Origin of the sequence: Thiobacillus denitrificans, from assembly GCF_001530125.1 — a bacterium.
GTDB classification, from domain to species: Bacteria; Pseudomonadota; Gammaproteobacteria; order Burkholderiales; family Thiobacillaceae; genus Thiobacillus; species Thiobacillus denitrificans_C.
Genome location: NZ_LDUG01000031.1, coordinates 1 through 15,535, shown reverse-complemented (window position 1 = coordinate 15,535; position 15,535 = coordinate 1). Strand labels below are relative to the sequence as shown.

The 15,535-nt window shown below is 59.8% G+C and carries 12 protein-coding genes, 1 tRNA gene and 1 pseudogene; all 14 read right to left on the bottom strand.

What is annotated here, in order from left to right; genetic code table 11:
• Positions 1 to 156, bottom strand: a 156-nt coding sequence (locus tag ABW22_RS11185; protein ID WP_059752405.1) for a GTP-binding protein, incomplete at its 3' end; no start/stop codon positions are given.
• A gap of 24 nt (positions 157 to 180) precedes the next feature.
• Positions 181 to 2,271, bottom strand: coding sequence for an elongation factor G (gene fusA, locus ABW22_RS11180; RefSeq protein WP_059756411.1), 2,091 nt, complete (start codon positions 2,269 to 2,271; stop codon positions 181 to 183).
• A gap of 30 nt (positions 2,272 to 2,301) precedes the next feature.
• On the bottom strand, positions 2,302 to 2,772 hold the full coding sequence (gene rpsG / locus ABW22_RS11175; protein WP_059756409.1) for a 30S ribosomal protein S7: 471 nt from the start codon (positions 2,770 to 2,772) through the stop codon (positions 2,302 to 2,304).
• Between the two features lie 20 nt (positions 2,773 to 2,792).
• Complete coding sequence (gene rpsL, locus ABW22_RS11170) at positions 2,793 to 3,170, bottom strand: 30S ribosomal protein S12 (RefSeq protein WP_011310913.1); 378 nt, start codon at positions 3,168 to 3,170, stop codon at positions 2,793 to 2,795.
• A 147-nt stretch (positions 3,171 to 3,317) separates the two neighbouring features.
• Complete coding sequence (rpoC, locus tag ABW22_RS11165; RefSeq protein ID WP_059756407.1) at positions 3,318 to 7,517, bottom strand: DNA-directed RNA polymerase subunit beta'; 4,200 nt, start codon at positions 7,515 to 7,517, stop codon at positions 3,318 to 3,320.
• Positions 7,518 to 7,538: 21 nt separating this feature from the next.
• Positions 7,539 to 11,618, bottom strand: a complete 4,080-nt coding sequence (gene rpoB / locus ABW22_RS11160) for a DNA-directed RNA polymerase subunit beta (protein ID WP_059756404.1) — start codon at positions 11,616 to 11,618, stop codon at positions 7,539 to 7,541.
• A gap of 228 nt (positions 11,619 to 11,846) precedes the next feature.
• Entirely contained in the window at positions 11,847 to 12,224 is a 378-nt protein-coding gene (gene rplL / locus ABW22_RS11155) for a 50S ribosomal protein L7/L12 (protein WP_059756401.1), read from the bottom strand.
• An 85-nt stretch (positions 12,225 to 12,309) separates the two neighbouring features.
• Positions 12,310 to 12,831 carry a 50S ribosomal protein L10 gene (rplJ, locus tag ABW22_RS11150; RefSeq protein WP_059756399.1) on the bottom strand — a complete coding sequence of 174 codons (522 nt, stop codon included), beginning with the start codon at positions 12,829 to 12,831 and terminating at the stop codon, positions 12,310 to 12,312.
• Positions 12,832 to 13,089: 258 nt separating this feature from the next.
• A complete protein-coding gene (gene rplA, locus ABW22_RS11145; RefSeq protein ID WP_059756396.1) occupies positions 13,090 to 13,785 on the bottom strand; it encodes a 50S ribosomal protein L1 in 696 nt (231 codons plus the stop codon).
• 1 nt (position 13,786) lies between these two features.
• Positions 13,787 to 14,218: a 50S ribosomal protein L11 gene (gene rplK, locus ABW22_RS11140; RefSeq protein ID WP_059756393.1), complete on the bottom strand. Its 432-nt coding sequence runs from the start codon at positions 14,216 to 14,218 to the stop codon at positions 13,787 to 13,789.
• Between the two features lie 100 nt (positions 14,219 to 14,318).
• Complete coding sequence (gene nusG / locus ABW22_RS11135) at positions 14,319 to 14,852, bottom strand: transcription termination/antitermination protein NusG (protein ID WP_059756390.1); 534 nt, start codon at positions 14,850 to 14,852, stop codon at positions 14,319 to 14,321.
• Positions 14,849 to 15,196, bottom strand: coding sequence for a preprotein translocase subunit SecE (gene secE / locus ABW22_RS11130; RefSeq protein WP_059756388.1), 348 nt, complete (start codon positions 15,194 to 15,196; stop codon positions 14,849 to 14,851). Before secE ends, nusG begins: the two co-directional genes overlap by 4 nt.
• Before the next feature lie 29 nt (positions 15,197 to 15,225).
• Positions 15,226 to 15,301: transfer RNA gene (locus tag ABW22_RS11125), tRNA-Trp, on the bottom strand.
• Positions 15,302 to 15,369: 68 nt separating this feature from the next.
• Positions 15,370 to 15,535: pseudogene (tuf, locus tag ABW22_RS16820) on the bottom strand (elongation factor Tu); the annotation flags it as partial.

Sequence of the window (15,535 nt, the reverse complement as noted above, 5' to 3'; positions counted from 1 at the left end):
GCTGTCAATCTCGTCGTATTTCTTCGCCGCACCGCCATACTTCTTCGCCAAAATGGTGGTGATCGCCGCGGTCAAGGTGGTCTTGCCGTGGTCAACGTGACCAATGGTGCCAACGTTTACGTGCGGTTTGGTCCGCTGGAATTTTTCCTTAGCCATTTCAAGTACCCTATAAAATCAAAATTATTTCTTGGCGATCACTGCTTCAGCGATGTTCTTCGGCGCTTCGGTGTAGTGCTTGAATTCCATCGAATAGGTCGCACGGCCCTGCGACATTGAGCGCAGATCGGTGGAATAACCGAACATCTCGGCCAACGGCACTTCCGCCTTGATCGCCTTGACCCCGCCCACATCGTCCATGCCCTGGATGATGCCGCGACGACGGTTCAAGTCGCCCATGACGTCGCCCATATAGTCTTCGGGCGTTTCCACTTCCACCGCCATCATCGGCTCCAGCAGGATCGGGCTGGCTTTACGCATGCCGTCCTTGAAGGCCATGATCGCTGCCAGCTTGAACGCCAGCTCGGACGAGTCGACATCGTGATAGGAGCCGTCAAACAGCGTGACCTTCACATCAACCACGGGGTAGCCCGCAAGCACGCCATTATTCAATGCTTCACGCAGCCCCTTTTCGACCGCGGGAATGTATTCGCGTGGCACCGTACCACCCTTGATGGCATCGACGAACTCAAAGCCCTTGCCGGTCTCGTTCGGCCCCATTTTGATCCAGACATGGCCATACTGGCCCTTGCCACCCGACTGCTTGACGTGCTTGCCTTCCTGCTCGATTTCCTTCTTGATCGCCTCGCGGTAGGCCACTTGCGGCGCACCAACGTTTGCTTCCACGCCAAACTCGCGGCGCATGCGGTCAACCAGAATTTCCAGGTGCAACTCACCCATGCCGGACATGATCGTCTGGCCGCTTTCTTCATCGGTACGAACGCGGAAAGACGGGTCTTCCTGCGCCAGGCGGCCCAGGGCAATACCCATTTTCTCCTGATCGACCTTGGTCTTCGGCTCGACTGCAACGTGAATCACCGGCTCAGGGAAAATCATCCGCTCAAGCGTAATCGGGTCACCCAGGTCGCACAGCGTATCGCCCGTCGTGACATCCTTCAGGCCGACTGCCGCAGCAATGTCGCCCGCGCGCACTTCCTTGATCTCTTCACGCTGGTTGGCGTGCATCTGCAGAATGCGGCCCAGACGTTCCTTGCGACCCTTGACCGGGTTGTAAATGGTATCGCCCGACTTGACGACGCCGGAATACACGCGGAAGAAAATCAGCTGACCCACATAGGGGTCGGTCGCAACCTTGAACGCCAACGCAGAAAACTTTTCGTCGTCAGCCGGGCGACGTGCGCCTTCCGTACCATTATCCAACTCGCCTTTTACCGAGGGGACGTCGGTCGGCGCCGGCATCAACTCGACCACCTTGTCGAGCATGGCCTGCACGCCCTTGTTCTTGAACGCGCTACCGCACATCATCGGAACGATCTCGCTGGCAATCGTACGCGCGCGAAGACCCTTGATAATGTCAGCCTCGGAGAGGTCGCCCTCCTCCAGATACTGGTTCATCATCTCTTCAGACGATTCCGCGGCCGCTTCGACCATGGTTTCACGCCACTTTTTGCACGTCTCCAGCAGCTCCGCGGGAATCTCGCGCAGATCGAACTTCATGCCCAGGCTGGCCTCATCCCAGTAGATCGCCTTCATGCGAACCAGATCAACCACGCCCTCGAACTTTTCCTCCGCTCCGATCGGCACCTGGATCGGAATCGGATTGGCCTTCAGGCGCAAACGCATCTGGTCATAGACCTTGAAAAAATCCGCCCCGGAACGGTCCATCTTGTTGACGAATGCCAGGCGCGGCACCCGGTATTTATTGGCCTGACGCCACACGGTTTCAGACTGCGGCTGCACACCACCCACCGCGCAATACACCATGCAGGCTCCATCCAGCACCCGCATGGAGCGCTCGACTTCAATGGTGAAATCGACGTGGCCCGGCGTGTCAATGATGTTGATGCGATGCTCGGGGAAATTGCCGTCCATTCCCTTCCAGAAGCACGTGGTCGCGGCCGATGTAATCGTAATGCCACGCTCCTGCTCCTGCTCCATCCAGTCCATGGTGGCCGCGCCATCGTGGACTTCGCCGATTTTGTGCGACACGCCCGTGTAAAACAGGACGCGCTCGGTGGTGGTGGTCTTGCCGGCGTCAATATGGGCCGAAATGCCGATATTGCGATAGCGCTCAATAGGAGTAATGCGTGCCACGTTAGTTACCTGCCAATTTGTGCGTTGAGATCAGAAACGGAAATGCGAGAAGGCCTTGTTGGCCTCTGCCATACGATGCACTTCCTCACGCTTCTTCACTGCGCCGCCGCGACCTTCAGCCGCGTCCAGCAATTCGCCCGCCAAACGGGCGCCCATGGATTTTTCCCCGCGCTTGCGTGCGGCATCCTTCAGCCAGCGCATCGCCAATGCGGTACGACGGCTCGAGCGCACTTCGACCGGCACCTGATAGTTGGCGCCACCGACACGGCGGCTCTTCACCTCGACCATCGGACGGGCATTGTTCAGCGCCACGCCGAACACCTCCAGGGGGTCCTTGCCCGACTTCTGGACGATCTGCTCAAAAGCGCCATAAACAATGCGCTCGGCGACCGACTTCTTGCCGCTGGACATAACGACGTTCATGAATTTCGAAACCTCCTGATTACCGAATTTCGGATCAGGCAGGATTTCACGTTTGGGGACTTCGCGACGACGGGGCATATTCCTGTCTCTCTATCTAGTTAAGCTTTTTTCGGACGCTTGGCGCCGTATTTCGAACGCGACTGCTTGCGATCCTTGACACCAGCGGTGTCCAGGCTACCGCGCACGGTGTGGTAACGCACACCCGGCAAGTCCTTGACCCGGCCGCCGCGCACCAGCACAACCGAGTGCTCCTGCAGGTTATGGCCTTCACCACCGATGTAGCTGATGACCTCGAAGCCGCTGGTGAGCTTGACCTTGCAGACCTTACGCAAGGCGGAGTTCGGTTTCTTGGGCGTCGTGGTGTACACGCGGGTGCACACGCCGCGGCGTTGCGGACAGGCTTTCAAGGCCGGAACCTTGCTCTTTTCCACCGGCGCCTGGCGCGGCTTGCGGATCAGCTGGTTAATCGTTGGCATGTCAAAAATTCCGAAAAATTAAGGTGAGCGTATCGTTTCTAAAACAAGCGGGACGGCTAGTCGCCGTCCCGGGCTAGAGTCCTGCGCTTCCCGGCAAACTTGAGGCCGGAAAAAGACGCGTGATTCTAGGGGAGAGACTACTCCCTGTCAAGCCACTTCCTGATTCTCGGCAGGGTTCACGTCCCCACCTTCGATCAAATGTTCGGCCCCAAGGTCTTCCCCTGCAGCCTGGCGACGTCGGGTGTTATGAAAGGCCAGACCCGTACCCGCCGGGATCAGGCGTCCGACAATCACGTTTTCCTTGAGACCGCGCAGTTCGTCGCGCTTGCCCATGATGGCCGCCTCGGTCAGAACACGCGTGGTTTCCTGGAAGGAAGCCGCCGAGATGAACGAATCGGTCGACAGCGACGCCTTGGTGATGCCGAGCAAAATCGGATCGTAGACTGCAGGTTCCTTGCCGGCCGCCACCATGTCGTCATTGATCTGCAGCACTTCCGAGCGCTCGACCTGCTCGCCGGGGATGAGACCGGTGCTGCCCGGATCGGCGACCGTGACGCGACGCAGCATCTGGCGCACGATCACCTCGATGTGTTTGTCGTTGATCTTCACGCCTTGCAAGCGGTAGACGTCCTGCACTTCGTCGGTGATGTAGCGCGCCAGCGCTTCCACCCCCCGCAGGCGCAGGATGTCGTGCGGATCGACCGGACCATCGACGATGATTTCACCCTTCTGGACGATCTGGCCGTCGTGCGCCGTCACATGCTTTTCCTTGGTGATGAGATACTCGTTCGCCACCCCGTCGAGGTCGGTGATGACCAGACGCTGCTTGCCCTTGGTGTCCTTGCCGAAGGAGACAGTGCCGGTAACTTCTGCCAATACGCCGGCATCTTTCGGCGAACGTGCTTCGAACAGCTCGGCCACACGCGGCAGACCGCCGGTAATGTCACGGGTCTTCGAGGTTTCCTGCGGAATCCGCGCGATCACGTCGCCCACCGCCACGTCCTGGCCATCCTTCACAGTGATGATGGAGCCGATCTGGAAGGTGATATTGACCAGCGTATCGGTCCCCGCCAGCTTGAGTTCATTGCCGGTCTCGTCCAGCAGCTTGACCTGCGGGCGCAGGCCTTTAGAAGCGCTGCTGGCCTTGCGCTTGGGATCGATCACCACCAGGGTCGACAGACCCGTGACATCATCGAGCTGCTTGGCCACGGTGACGCCCTCTTCGATGTTCTCGAAGCGGATGCGTCCGGCGTATTCGGTGATGATCGGACGGGTGTGCGGATCCCACATCGCCAGCACGGCGCCGGCCTTGATCTTGGCGCCGTCGGTCACCACCAGCGTCGCACCATAGGGCACCTTATGACGCTCGCGCTCGCGGCCGCTTTCGTCCGCGATGAGAATCTCGCCGCTGCGCGAAATCGCAACCAGTTCCTTGCGGGCATTGGTCACGTAGCGCATGGTGGCGGTGTACTGCACCATGCCGTTGGACTTGGCCTCGAGCTGGCTGGCCGCCGCCGCACGCGAAGCGGCGCCACCGATGTGGAAGGTCCGCATGGTGAGCTGGGTACCCGGCTCGCCGATCGACTGCGCGGCGATCACGCCGACCGCCTCGCCGACGTTGATCAGATAACCGCGGCCAAGGTCGCGGCCATAGCAACTGACACACAGGCCGTAGCGCGTTTCGCAGGTCAGCGGCGTGCGGACCTTGACTTCGTCGATACCGAGCGCTTCGATGGTGTCGACCACGTCTTCCACCAGCAGCGTGCCGGCTTCGAACATGGTTTCCTGAGTTTCCGGATTGATGACATCGCTGGCAGCCACGCGGCCCAAAATCCGTTCGCGCAGCGCTTCCACGACTTCGCCGCCTTCGACCAGCGCCTTCACCACCAGACCGTTCTTGGTGCCGCAATCGTGCTCGGTCACCACCAGATCCTGCGTCACGTCGACCAGTCGGCGCGTCAGGTAGCCGGAGTTCGCGGTTTTCAGCGCGGTATCGGCCAGGCCCTTACGTGCGCCGTGGGTCGAGATGAAGTACTGGAGCATGTTCAGGCCTTCACGGAAGTTCGCCGTGATCGGCGTTTCGATGATGGAGCCGTCCGGCTTCGCCATCAGGCCCCGCATGCCGGCCAGTTGGCGAATCTGCGCCGCGGAACCGCGCGCGCCCGAGTCTGCCATCATGTAAATCGCGTTGAACGACTCCTGAGTGACTTCCTTGCCATGGCGGTCGATGACCTTCTCGCCGCCCAGCTGTCCCATCATCGCCTTGGCCACGGCATCACCCGCACGGCCCCAGATGTCGACCACCTTGTTGTAGCGTTCGCCCTGGGTCACCAGACCCGAGGTGTATTGCGATTCGATCTCTTTTACCTCGGCTTCGGCCGCGCCCAGGATCTGCCCCTTCTCGACTGGGATCAGCATGTCCTTGACCGCAATCGACATCCCTGAACGGGTGGCGAAGGTGAAACCGGTGTACATCAGCTTGTCGGCGAAAATCACCGTCTCGCGCAGGCCGCAGCGGCGAAAGCTGGCGTTGATCAGCTTGGAGATTTCCTTTTTCTTCAAGGCCTTGTCGATAAAGCTGAACGGCAGCCCCGGCGGCAGGATTTCGGACAGCAGCGCGCGGCCCAGCGTGGTTTCCACCCGCTTGACGGTTTCAACCCGCTTCTTGTCCTCGTCCAGGGTCACTTCCTTGATGCGCACCGTGACGCGGGCATGCAGCTCGGCTTCGCGGGTATCGTAGGCGCGACGCGCTTCGGTGACGTCGGCAAACAGCATGCCTTCGCCCTTGGCGTTGATCTTCTCGCGCGTCATGTAATACAGGCCCAGCACGATGTCTTGCGACGGCACGATAATCGGCTCGCCGTTGGCGGGCGACAGCACGTTGTTCGACGCCAGCATCAGGGTGCGGGCTTCGGTCTGCGCTTCCAGCGACAGCGGCACGTGGACGGCCATCTGGTCGCCGTCGAAGTCGGCATTGAACGCCGCGCACACCAGCGGGTGCAGCTGAATCGCCTTGCCTTCGATCAGCACCGGCTCGAACGCCTGGATACCCAGGCGGTGCAGCGTCGGTGCGCGGTTCAGCATCACCGGATGCTCGCGGATGACTTCTTCCAGCAGATCCCACACGACCGGCTCTTCGTCTTCCACCATTTTCTTGGAGGCCTTGATCGTGGTCGCCAGCCCCAGCACTTCGAGGCGGTTGAAGATGAAGGGCTTGAACAGCTCCAGCGCCATCTTCTTCGGCAGGCCGCACTGGTGCAGTTTCAGGGTCGGGCCCACCACGATGACCGAACGGCCGGAGTAGTCGACGCGCTTGCCCAGAAGGTTCTGACGGAAGCGACCGCTCTTGCCCTTGATCATGTCGGCCAGCGACTTCAGCGGACGCTTGTTGGCACCGGTCATCGCTTTGCCGCGACGGCCGTTGTCGAGCAGCGAATCCACGGCCTCCTGCAGCATGCGCTTTTCGTTGCGCACGATGATTTCGGGCGCCTTCAGTTCAAGAAGTCTCTTGAGCCGGTTGTTGCGGTTGATGACGCGGCGATACAGATCGTTCAGGTCGGAGGTAGCGAAACGGCCGCCGTCCAGCGGCACCAGCGGACGCAGTTCGGGCGGCAGCACCGGCAGCACTTCGAGGATCATCCATTCTGGCTTGATGCCGGACTTCTGGAAACCTTCGAGGATCTTCAGACGCTTCGACAGCTTCTTCAGCTTGGTATCGGAACCGGTTTTGTTGATTTCAGAATGCAGGCTTTCCACGGTGGTGTGCAGATCGAGCGAGCGCAGCAATTCGCGCACGGCTTCCGCACCCATCAGCGCCTTGAACTCATCGCCGTATTCTTCCAGCTTGGCCAGGTAGTCATCCTCGGTCAGCAACTGGCCGCGATTGAGCGGCGTCATGCCGGGCTCGACCACCATGAAGCCTTCGAAGTAGAGCACACGCTCGATGTCGCGCAGCGTCATGTCGAGCACCATGCCCAGACGTGACGGCAGCGACTTCAGGAACCAGATATGCGCGACCGGTGAGGCCAACTCAATGTGGCCCATGCGCTCGCGGCGCACCTTGGACAGCGTCACTTCGACGCCGCACTTCTCGCAGATCACGCCACGGTGCTTCAGGCGCTTGTACTTGCCGCACAGACATTCGTAGTCCTTCACCGGACCGAAAATCTTGGCGCAGAACAGGCCATCGCGCTCCGGCTTGAAGGTGCGGTAGTTGATGGTCTCCGGCTTCTTCACTTCACCGTACGACCAGGAACGGATTTTCTCCGGCGACGCCAGGCCAATCTTGATGGCGTCGAACTCTTCCTCGTGGGTGGCCTGCTTGAATAGATCTAACAGTGCTTTCATGGCTGTGTCCTCACCCCTAAATTAATAACGTTCCAGATCGATGTCGATGCCGAGCGAACGGATTTCTTTCACCAGCACGTTGAAGGATTCCGGCATGCCCGCCTCGATTTTGTGATCGCCCTTGACGATGCTCTCGTACACTTTGGTACGGCCATTCACATCGTCCGACTTCACGGTGAGCATTTCCTGCAGCACATAGGAGGCGCCGTAGGCTTCCAGCGCCCACACTTCCATTTCGCCAAAGCGCTGGCCGCCAAACTGCGCCTTGCCGCCCAGCGGTTGCTGGGTGACCAGCGAGTACGGACCGGTGGAACGCGCGTGCATCTTGTCGTCGACCAGGTGATGCAGCTTCAGTACGTGCTTGTAGCCCACCGTCACCTGGCGATCGAAGGCTTCACCGGTCTGGCCGTCGTACAACGTGACCTGGCCACCCTCGGGCAAACCGGCCAGCGTGAGCATCTGGCGGATTTCATCTTCCGAAGCGCCATCAAATACCGGCGAGGCAAACGGCACGCCTTTTTTCAGGTTGCGCGCAAGCTCGAGGATTTCGTCATCGCTGAAGCCATCGATGTCTTCCGTCTTACCTGACTGGTTGTAAATTTTCTTCAGGAAATTACGCAGATCCTTCACCAGCGTCTTGGTCTGCGCCGCCAGCATTTCGCCGATTTTCTCGCCCAGACCCTTGGCGGCCCAGCCGAGGTGGGTTTCCAGAATCTGCCCGATGTTCATCCGCGACGGTACGCCGAGCGGATTCAGCACGATGTCGACTGGACGGCCGTCTTCCATGAAGGGCATATCCTCGACCGGAACAATCTTCGACACCACACCCTTGTTGCCGTGACGGCCAGCCATCTTGTCACCGGGCTGCAGGCGGCGCTTGACCGCAATGTAGACCTTGACCATCTTCTGCACACCGGGCGGCAACTCGTCGCCTGCCGTGAGTTTTTTCTTCTTCTCTTCAAACATCGCATCGAACTCGATGCGCTTTTGCGTCAGGCTGTCTTTCAGCGATTCGACTTGGCGGCTGGCATCATCATCGGCCAGGCGAATGTCGAACCAGTCGTGACGATTCACCGACTCCAGATAGTCCTTGGTGACCTTACTGCCTTTGGCGAGCTTCTTGGGGCCGCCATTGGCAACTTTCAGGTGCAGCAGCTTTTCCAGACGTGCAAAGGTGTCGTCTTCGACGATGCGCATGCGGTCGGTCACATCCTTTTTGTATTCAAGCAGTTGCGTATCAATGATCGACTGCGCACGAGCATCCCGTTCGATACCTTCACGGGTGAACACGTGCACGTCGATGACCACGCCCGACATGCCGGACGGCACCTTAAGACTGGTGTCCTTCACGTCGCTGGCTTTTTCGCCAAAAATGGCACGCAGCAATTTTTCTTCCGGCGTCAACTGGGTTTCACCCTTGGGCGTGACCTTGCCGACCAGCACGTCGCCCGACTCGACTTCCGCGCCGACGGCGATAATACCGGAGGCATCCAGGCGCCCCAACTGGCGCTCGGCCAGGTTGGAGATGTCACAGGTGATTTCTTCCGGACCGAGCTTGGTATCACGCGCCACCACCGACAGTTCCTCGATGTGAATCGAGGTGTAGCGGTCTTCGGCGACGACTTTCTCGTTGATCAGGATCGAGTCTTCGAAGTTGTAGCCGTTCCACGGCATGAAGGCGACCAGCATGTTCTGGCCCAGCGCCAGTTCGCCCATGTCGGTCGATGCGCCATCGGCGATGACGTCGCCGCGGGCGATCACGTCGCCCACCTTCACCAGCGGACGCTGGTTGATGTTGGTGTTCTGGTTGGAACGCGTGTACTTGATCAGCGAGTAGATATCCACGCCAATCTCACCTTCGCGTGCCTCCTCGTCGTGCACGCGGATCACGATCCGGCCGGCGTCGATGTAATCGACGATGCCGCCGCGATGCGCGGTGACCACCGTACCGGAGTCGACCGCGGCGGTGCGCTCGATACCGGTGCCGACAAAGGGCTTTTCCGGACGCAGACATGGCACTGCCTGACGCTGCATGTTCGAACCCATCAGCGCGCGGTTGGCGTCGTCGTGTTCCAGGAAGGGAATCAACGAGGCTGCCACCGACACGATCTGTGCCGGCGCCACGTCCATGAATTCGATGCGGTCGGGCGTCGACAGCGTGAATTCATTTTTGAAGCGGCACGACACCAGGTCGTCGGTGAACTTGCTCTTGGCATCGAGTTCGGCGTTGGCCTGCGCAATCACGAATTTGCTCTCTTCGATCGCCGACAGGTATTCGATTTCATCGGTCACCTTGTTGTTGATGACTTTTCTGTAGGGCGTTTCGATGAAGCCATACCAGTTGGTACGGGCGAACAAGGCCAGCGAGTTGATCAGGCCGATGTTCGGGCCTTCCGGCGTTTCGATCGGGCAGACCCGGCCATAGTGGGTCGGGTGCACGTCGCGCACCTCGAAGCCGGCGCGTTCGCGGGTCAGACCGCCAGGTCCCAGAGCCGAAACGCGGCGCTTGTGGGTGATCTCGGACAGCGGGTTGGTCTGGTCCATGAACTGCGACAACTGGCTGGAGCCGAAGAATTCCTTGATCGCCGCCGACACCGGCTTGGCGTTGATCAGGTCATGCGGCATCAGGTTGTCGGACTCGGCTTGCGAGAGGCGCTCGCGCACCGCGCGCTCGACCCGCACAAGACCGGCACGGAACTGGTTCTCCGCCAGTTCGCCGACCGAACGCACGCGACGGTTGCCGAGGTGATCGATGTCGTCGATCTCGCCGCGGCCGTTGCGCAATTCGACCAGGATCTTGATGACAGCCACGATATCCTCGGTCGACAGCGTGCCGGTGCCGGTCAGCTCTTCGCGACCGATGCGACGGTTGAATTTCATCCGACCCACGGCCGACAGGTCGTAGCGGTCTTCGTTGAAGAACAGGTTGCCGAACAGCGCATTCACCGCATCTTCGGTGGGCGGCTCGCCCGGACGCATCATTCGGTACATCGCCACCTTCGCAGAATAATCGTCGGTGGTGTCGTCGGCTCGCAGCGTCTGCGAAATGAAGGCGCCGTGATTGAGATCGTTGGTGTAGAGCGTGTTGAACTTCTCAACCCGGGCTGCGGCCAGCGCAGTCAGCAGCTCTTCCGTGATCTCGTCGTTGGCGCGCGCCACCAACTCACCAGTATCGGTGTTGACCACATCGTGTGCCAGCACGCGGCCCACCACGAACTCGGCAGGCACCGCCCATTTCTTGACGCCAGCGGCGTCAAGCTCGCGAATGTGCTTGACCGTGATGCGCTTGTCCTTGGCGACGATGACGTGGTCGTCCTTGCCGCAGATGTCGAAACGGGCAAGCTCGCCGCGCAGGCGCTCGGGCACCAATTCGAACTGCACGCCCTGGGTGTTGACGTAGAACGTGTCCTTGTCGAAGAAGTCGTCCAGAATGTTGGCCGGCGTGTAGCCCAGCGCCTTCAACAGAATGGTGACCGGCATCTTGCGGCGGCGGTCGACGCGGAAGAACAGGATGTCCTTGGCGTCGAACTCAAAGTCCAGCCACGAGCCGCGGTAGGGAATCACGCGCGCCGAGAACAAGAGCTTGCCCGAGCTGTGGGTCTTGCCGCGGTCGTGCTCGAAGAACACGCCGGGCGAGCGGTGCAGCTGCGACACAATGACACGCTCGGTGCCGTTGATGACAAAGGAGCCGGTCGGCGTCATCAGCGGGATTTCACCCATGTAGACTTCCTGCTCCTTGACCTCCTTGATCGTCGGCTTGGACGCTTCCTTGTCCATGATCACCAGGCGCACCTTGGCGCGCAGCGGGGCGCAGTAGGTCAGGCCGCGCTGCTGGCATTCCTTGATGTCGAACACCGGCACGCCGAGCGTGTAGCTGACGTATTCCAGCCGCGCGTTCTTGGAGTGGCTCTCAATCGGAAAAATCGAAGTGAACGCGGCTTGCAGGCCTTCGTTCAGACGCTCCTCGCGTGTGCGACCTTCCTGCAGGAAGGCGCGATATGACTCAAGCTGAGTCGCCAGAAGAAAAGGCACCGGAAGGGTGTTGGTCCGACTGGCAAAGCTCTTGCGCAGACGTTTTTTCTCGGTAAAGGTATAAGCCATGGGGTCTCCTTGACGATCAGGGGCGCGCGGGCGCGTGTATTACGGCCTGCGCATTGTGAGGCACACGCAAAAAGCAAACGACCCGGAAGCCGATTCCGGGTTCCGGGTATTTGCTGCTTGCGTCTGCCGCGGGTTTCCCCGCAACACACCACGAAACAATGTGGTGAAATAAATACGTCATCGGAATGAGCCGGCGCACTTGCGCGCCCCGCCCCGGGGTCCGTTGACTTATTTGACTTCGACGGATGCGCCAGCCTCTTCCAACTGCTTTTTCAGCGCGTCGGCATCGGCCTTGGTCACGCCTTCCTTCACCGCCTTGGGGGCGCCGTCGACCAGGTCCTTGGCTTCTTTCAGGCCCAGGCCGGTGGCAGCGCGCACCACCTTGATGACTTCCACTTTCTTCTCGCCACAGGAATTCAGCATCACGGTGAACTCGGTCTGCTCTTCAGCAGCGGCAGCGCCACCGGCAGCGGGGGCTGCCACGGCAACTGCAGCGGCAGCGGCGGAAACGCCAAATTTCTCTTCCATTTCCTTGATGAGCTCGGAAAGCTCAAGCACGGTCATGTTAGCGATGGCGTCAAGAATGTCAGCTTTTGCAACAGCCATTTGTGTTACTCCTGTCAATTGTGCTTCAGATTAAAAAACAATATCGTCGATTCGGATGTCGGCAAACCGCGCCAACCCAATTGGGTCAGGCGGCCTGCTTGTCGCGCACCGCAGCCAGTCCGCGAACGAACTTGGTCGGCACTTCGTTCAGGGTGCGAACGAATTGCGCGATCGGGGCCTGCATGGTGCCCAAGAGCTTGGACAACAGTTCATCACGGCTGGGCATGCTGGCCAGATTCCCCACGTCCTTGGCGGACATGAGGAAGTTGGGCATGGCACCGGCCTTGATGACAAACTTGTCGTTGGTCTTGGCAAATTCGTGCATCACTTTGGCGGCGGCCACCGGGTCTTTGGACATACCATAGGCAAGCGGACCGACCAACTGGTCGGTAAGGCCTGCAAATGGCGTATCCGCAACCGCGCGGCGCACCAGCGAGTTTTTCAACACGCGCAAATACACCCCTTCCTTGCGTGCTTGCGCGCGCAACAGGGTCATTTTATCCACCGTGATGCCACGGTACTCGGCTACGACAACCGTCTGGGCGCCTGCAACCTGCGCAGCAACCTCAGCAACGACGGCTTTCTTTTCTTCAAGATTCAGACTCAAGGTCTTACCTCCTTCTCAGTTACGGAGCGTTGCCCGCTCCGGCTGGCGACCTTGACAGGAAAATCCTGCTGGGGAAGCCATCTGCGTAGGTCGCAATGCCGACAAACAGAGGATGGAACACCATCACCCATCTGCCATCCACCCGCGATTAAATCCTTACGGATGCCTACGGTCTTTGACAACCCGTCAACCAAGACCACTGGCTGACGGCCCAAAGTTCATTCAGGCGCTCTTCCCAGAGACGCCCACCATTTAAAACTATGCGCTGACGCTGGCCTGGTCTACGCGAACGCCGACACCCATGGTGGAAGACACCGACAGGCGTTTGAAATAGACGCCCTTTGAGCTGGCCGGCTTGGCGCGCTGAAGCGCATCCAGCAGAGCAGCCAGGTTCTCTTTCAGGTCGTCGACGCTGAACGAGGCGCGGCCAATCGTGCAATGCACGATGCCGCCCTTGTCGGTGCGGTACTGCACCTGGCCGGCTTTGGCGTTTTTCACTGCGCCCGCCACGTCGGCCGACACCGTCCCCACCTTGGGATTCGGCATCAGGCCGCGCGGGCCCAGGATCTGGCCGAGCTGGCCGACGACGCGCATCGCGTCGGGGGTGGCGATCACCACGTCGAAATCCATTTTGCCAGCCTTGATCTCGGCCGCCAGATCGTCGAAACCGACGATATCGGCGCCAGCGTCTTTCGCCTTCTGCACGTTGTCGCCCTGGGCGAACACGGCGACGCGAACGGTCTTGCCGATCCCCTTCGGCAGCACCACCGCACCCCGAACCATCTGGTCGGATTTGCGGGCGTCAACGCCGAGGTTCACCGCGATGTCGATCGACTCGTTGAACTTGGCCGTGGCAGCCTCTTTCACCAGCTGCAGTGCGTCGACCACCGGATAATTGCGGTTGCGGTCGATCTTTTCCTTGAGTGCGCGCAAGCGCTTGGATACGTTAGCCATGTCAGACTCCCTCCACGATGATGCCCATGGAACGGGCTGTGCCGGCAATAGTGCGCACTGCCGCATCCATATCGGACGCGGTCAGATCGGGCTCCTTGGCCTTGGCGATTTCTTCCAGCTGGGCGCGGGTAATCGTGCCCACCTTGTCGACGTGCGGCTTGGCGCTGCCTTTGTCGAGCTTGATCGCTTTTTTGATCAGCACCGTCGCGGGCGGCGTCTTCATGATGAAGGTGAAGCTCTTGTCCGCAAACGCGGTGATCACGACCGGAATCGGCAGACCGGGCTCCATGCTCTGCGTCTTGGCGTTGAACGCCTTGCAGAATTCCATGATGTTCAGACCGCGCTGACCGAGCGCAGGACCAATGGGCGGCGAAGGGTTCGCCTTGCCTGCCGGGACTTGCAGCTTGATATAGCCGACAATTTTCTTTGCCATGATGGCTCCTAAATAGTGAGTACCAACGCGCTTTGGGTTGCCCTACTCGCGCTCCTCTCCGGTAAACCGGATTTTTACCCTGCCCGGCCGATGCCGGAAGTCAGGCTTTTTCGACCTGGCCGAAACCCAGTTCCACAGGCGTCGCCCGGCCAAAAATCATCACCGACACGCGCAACTTGCTCTTGTCGTAATTCACTTCTTCCACATTGCCATTGAAGTCGGTAAACGGACCATCGATGACACGCACCGCCTCGCCCACCTCGAACAGCACCTTCGGTCGGGGCTTCTCCACCCCCTCACGCATCTGATCAAGAATGGACTGAACTTCTTTTTCGGTAATCGGTGCAGGCTTGGTTGCCGTTCCACCGACAAAACCCGTCACCTTGGGCGTGCTTTTCACCAGATGCCAGGTGTCGTCATCCATGTCCATCTGGACCAGGACGTAGCCGGGGAAGAACTTGCGCTCGGCAGTCTTTTTCTGACCACCCTTCATTTCCACCACTTCTTCCACCGGCACCAGGATTTCGCCAAAGCGATCCTTCATGCCCGCACGCTCGATGCGCTCAATCAAATTGCGCGCGACGCTTTTCTCGAAGCCGGAGTAGGCATGAACCACGTACCACCGCATACTCAACTCCCCTGTCCCATGGCCAGCTTGACCAGCCACATCAAAATACTATCGACCGCCCAAAGAAAGAGCGCCATCACCACCACAAAGGCCATGACCACACCCGTCATCTGGATGGTCTCCTTGCGGGTCGGCCAGACAACCTTCTTGGCCTCGTCACGCGCCTCGAGCGCGAAGCTGAAGAACTGCTTGCCCGGGGCCGACATGCCGGCCACGACACCCGCCAGCACGACCCCAACGATCACGGACAGCACACGCACCACGGTGGGCGCGTCCGCAAAAAAATAAAAGCCGGCCACCCCCGAGATGACCAGCATCACTGCTACCAGCAGCTTGAGTTTGTCAGCCATGAATGCTGTGCGCCTTGCGGCTTATCCTGTGGCAGGCCAAGAGGGTCTCGAACCCCCAACCTACGGTTTTGGAGACCGTCGCTCTACCAATTGAGCTATTGGCCTGTAATCTTAAAGACCGGGACTCGACGCGCGTTCGCTACGCCGAACCCCGGCCTTGTCGTCAAACGCGCTTACTCTTCGATCTTCGCAACGACGCCGGCACCAACGGTGCGGCCGCCTTCGCGGATGGCAAAACGCAGACCTTCGTCCATGGCGATCGGCTGAATCAGCGACACCTTGATGCTGACGTTGTCGCCCGGCATCACCATCTCGGTCCCTGCCGGCAATTCAATGCTG

What these genes read in the sequence shown, in the direction of transcription:
- rpsL (WP_011310913.1), bottom strand. Translation starts at nt 3,170, where the DNA reads ATGCCAACGATTAACCAGCTGATCCGCAAGCCGCGCCAGGCGCCGGTG.
- rpoC (WP_059756407.1), bottom strand. Translation starts at nt 7,517, where the DNA reads ATGAAAGCACTGTTAGATCTATTCAAGCAGGCCACCCACGAGGAAGAG.
- rplK (WP_059756393.1), bottom strand. Translation starts at nt 14,218, where the DNA reads ATGGCAAAGAAAATTGTCGGCTATATCAAGCTGCAAGTCCCGGCAGGC.
- rplA (WP_059756396.1), bottom strand. Translation starts at nt 13,785, where the DNA reads ATGGCTAACGTATCCAAGCGCTTGCGCGCACTCAAGGAAAAGATCGAC.
- rplL (WP_059756401.1), bottom strand. Translation starts at nt 12,224, where the DNA reads ATGGCTGTTGCAAAAGCTGACATTCTTGACGCCATCGCTAACATGACC.
- rpsG (WP_059756409.1), bottom strand. Translation starts at nt 2,772, where the DNA reads ATGCCCCGTCGTCGCGAAGTCCCCAAACGTGAAATCCTGCCTGATCCG.
- rpoB (WP_059756404.1), bottom strand. Translation starts at nt 11,618, where the DNA reads ATGGCTTATACCTTTACCGAGAAAAAACGTCTGCGCAAGAGCTTTGCC.
- secE (WP_059756388.1), bottom strand. Translation starts at nt 15,196, where the DNA reads ATGGCTGACAAACTCAAGCTGCTGGTAGCAGTGATGCTGGTCATCTCG.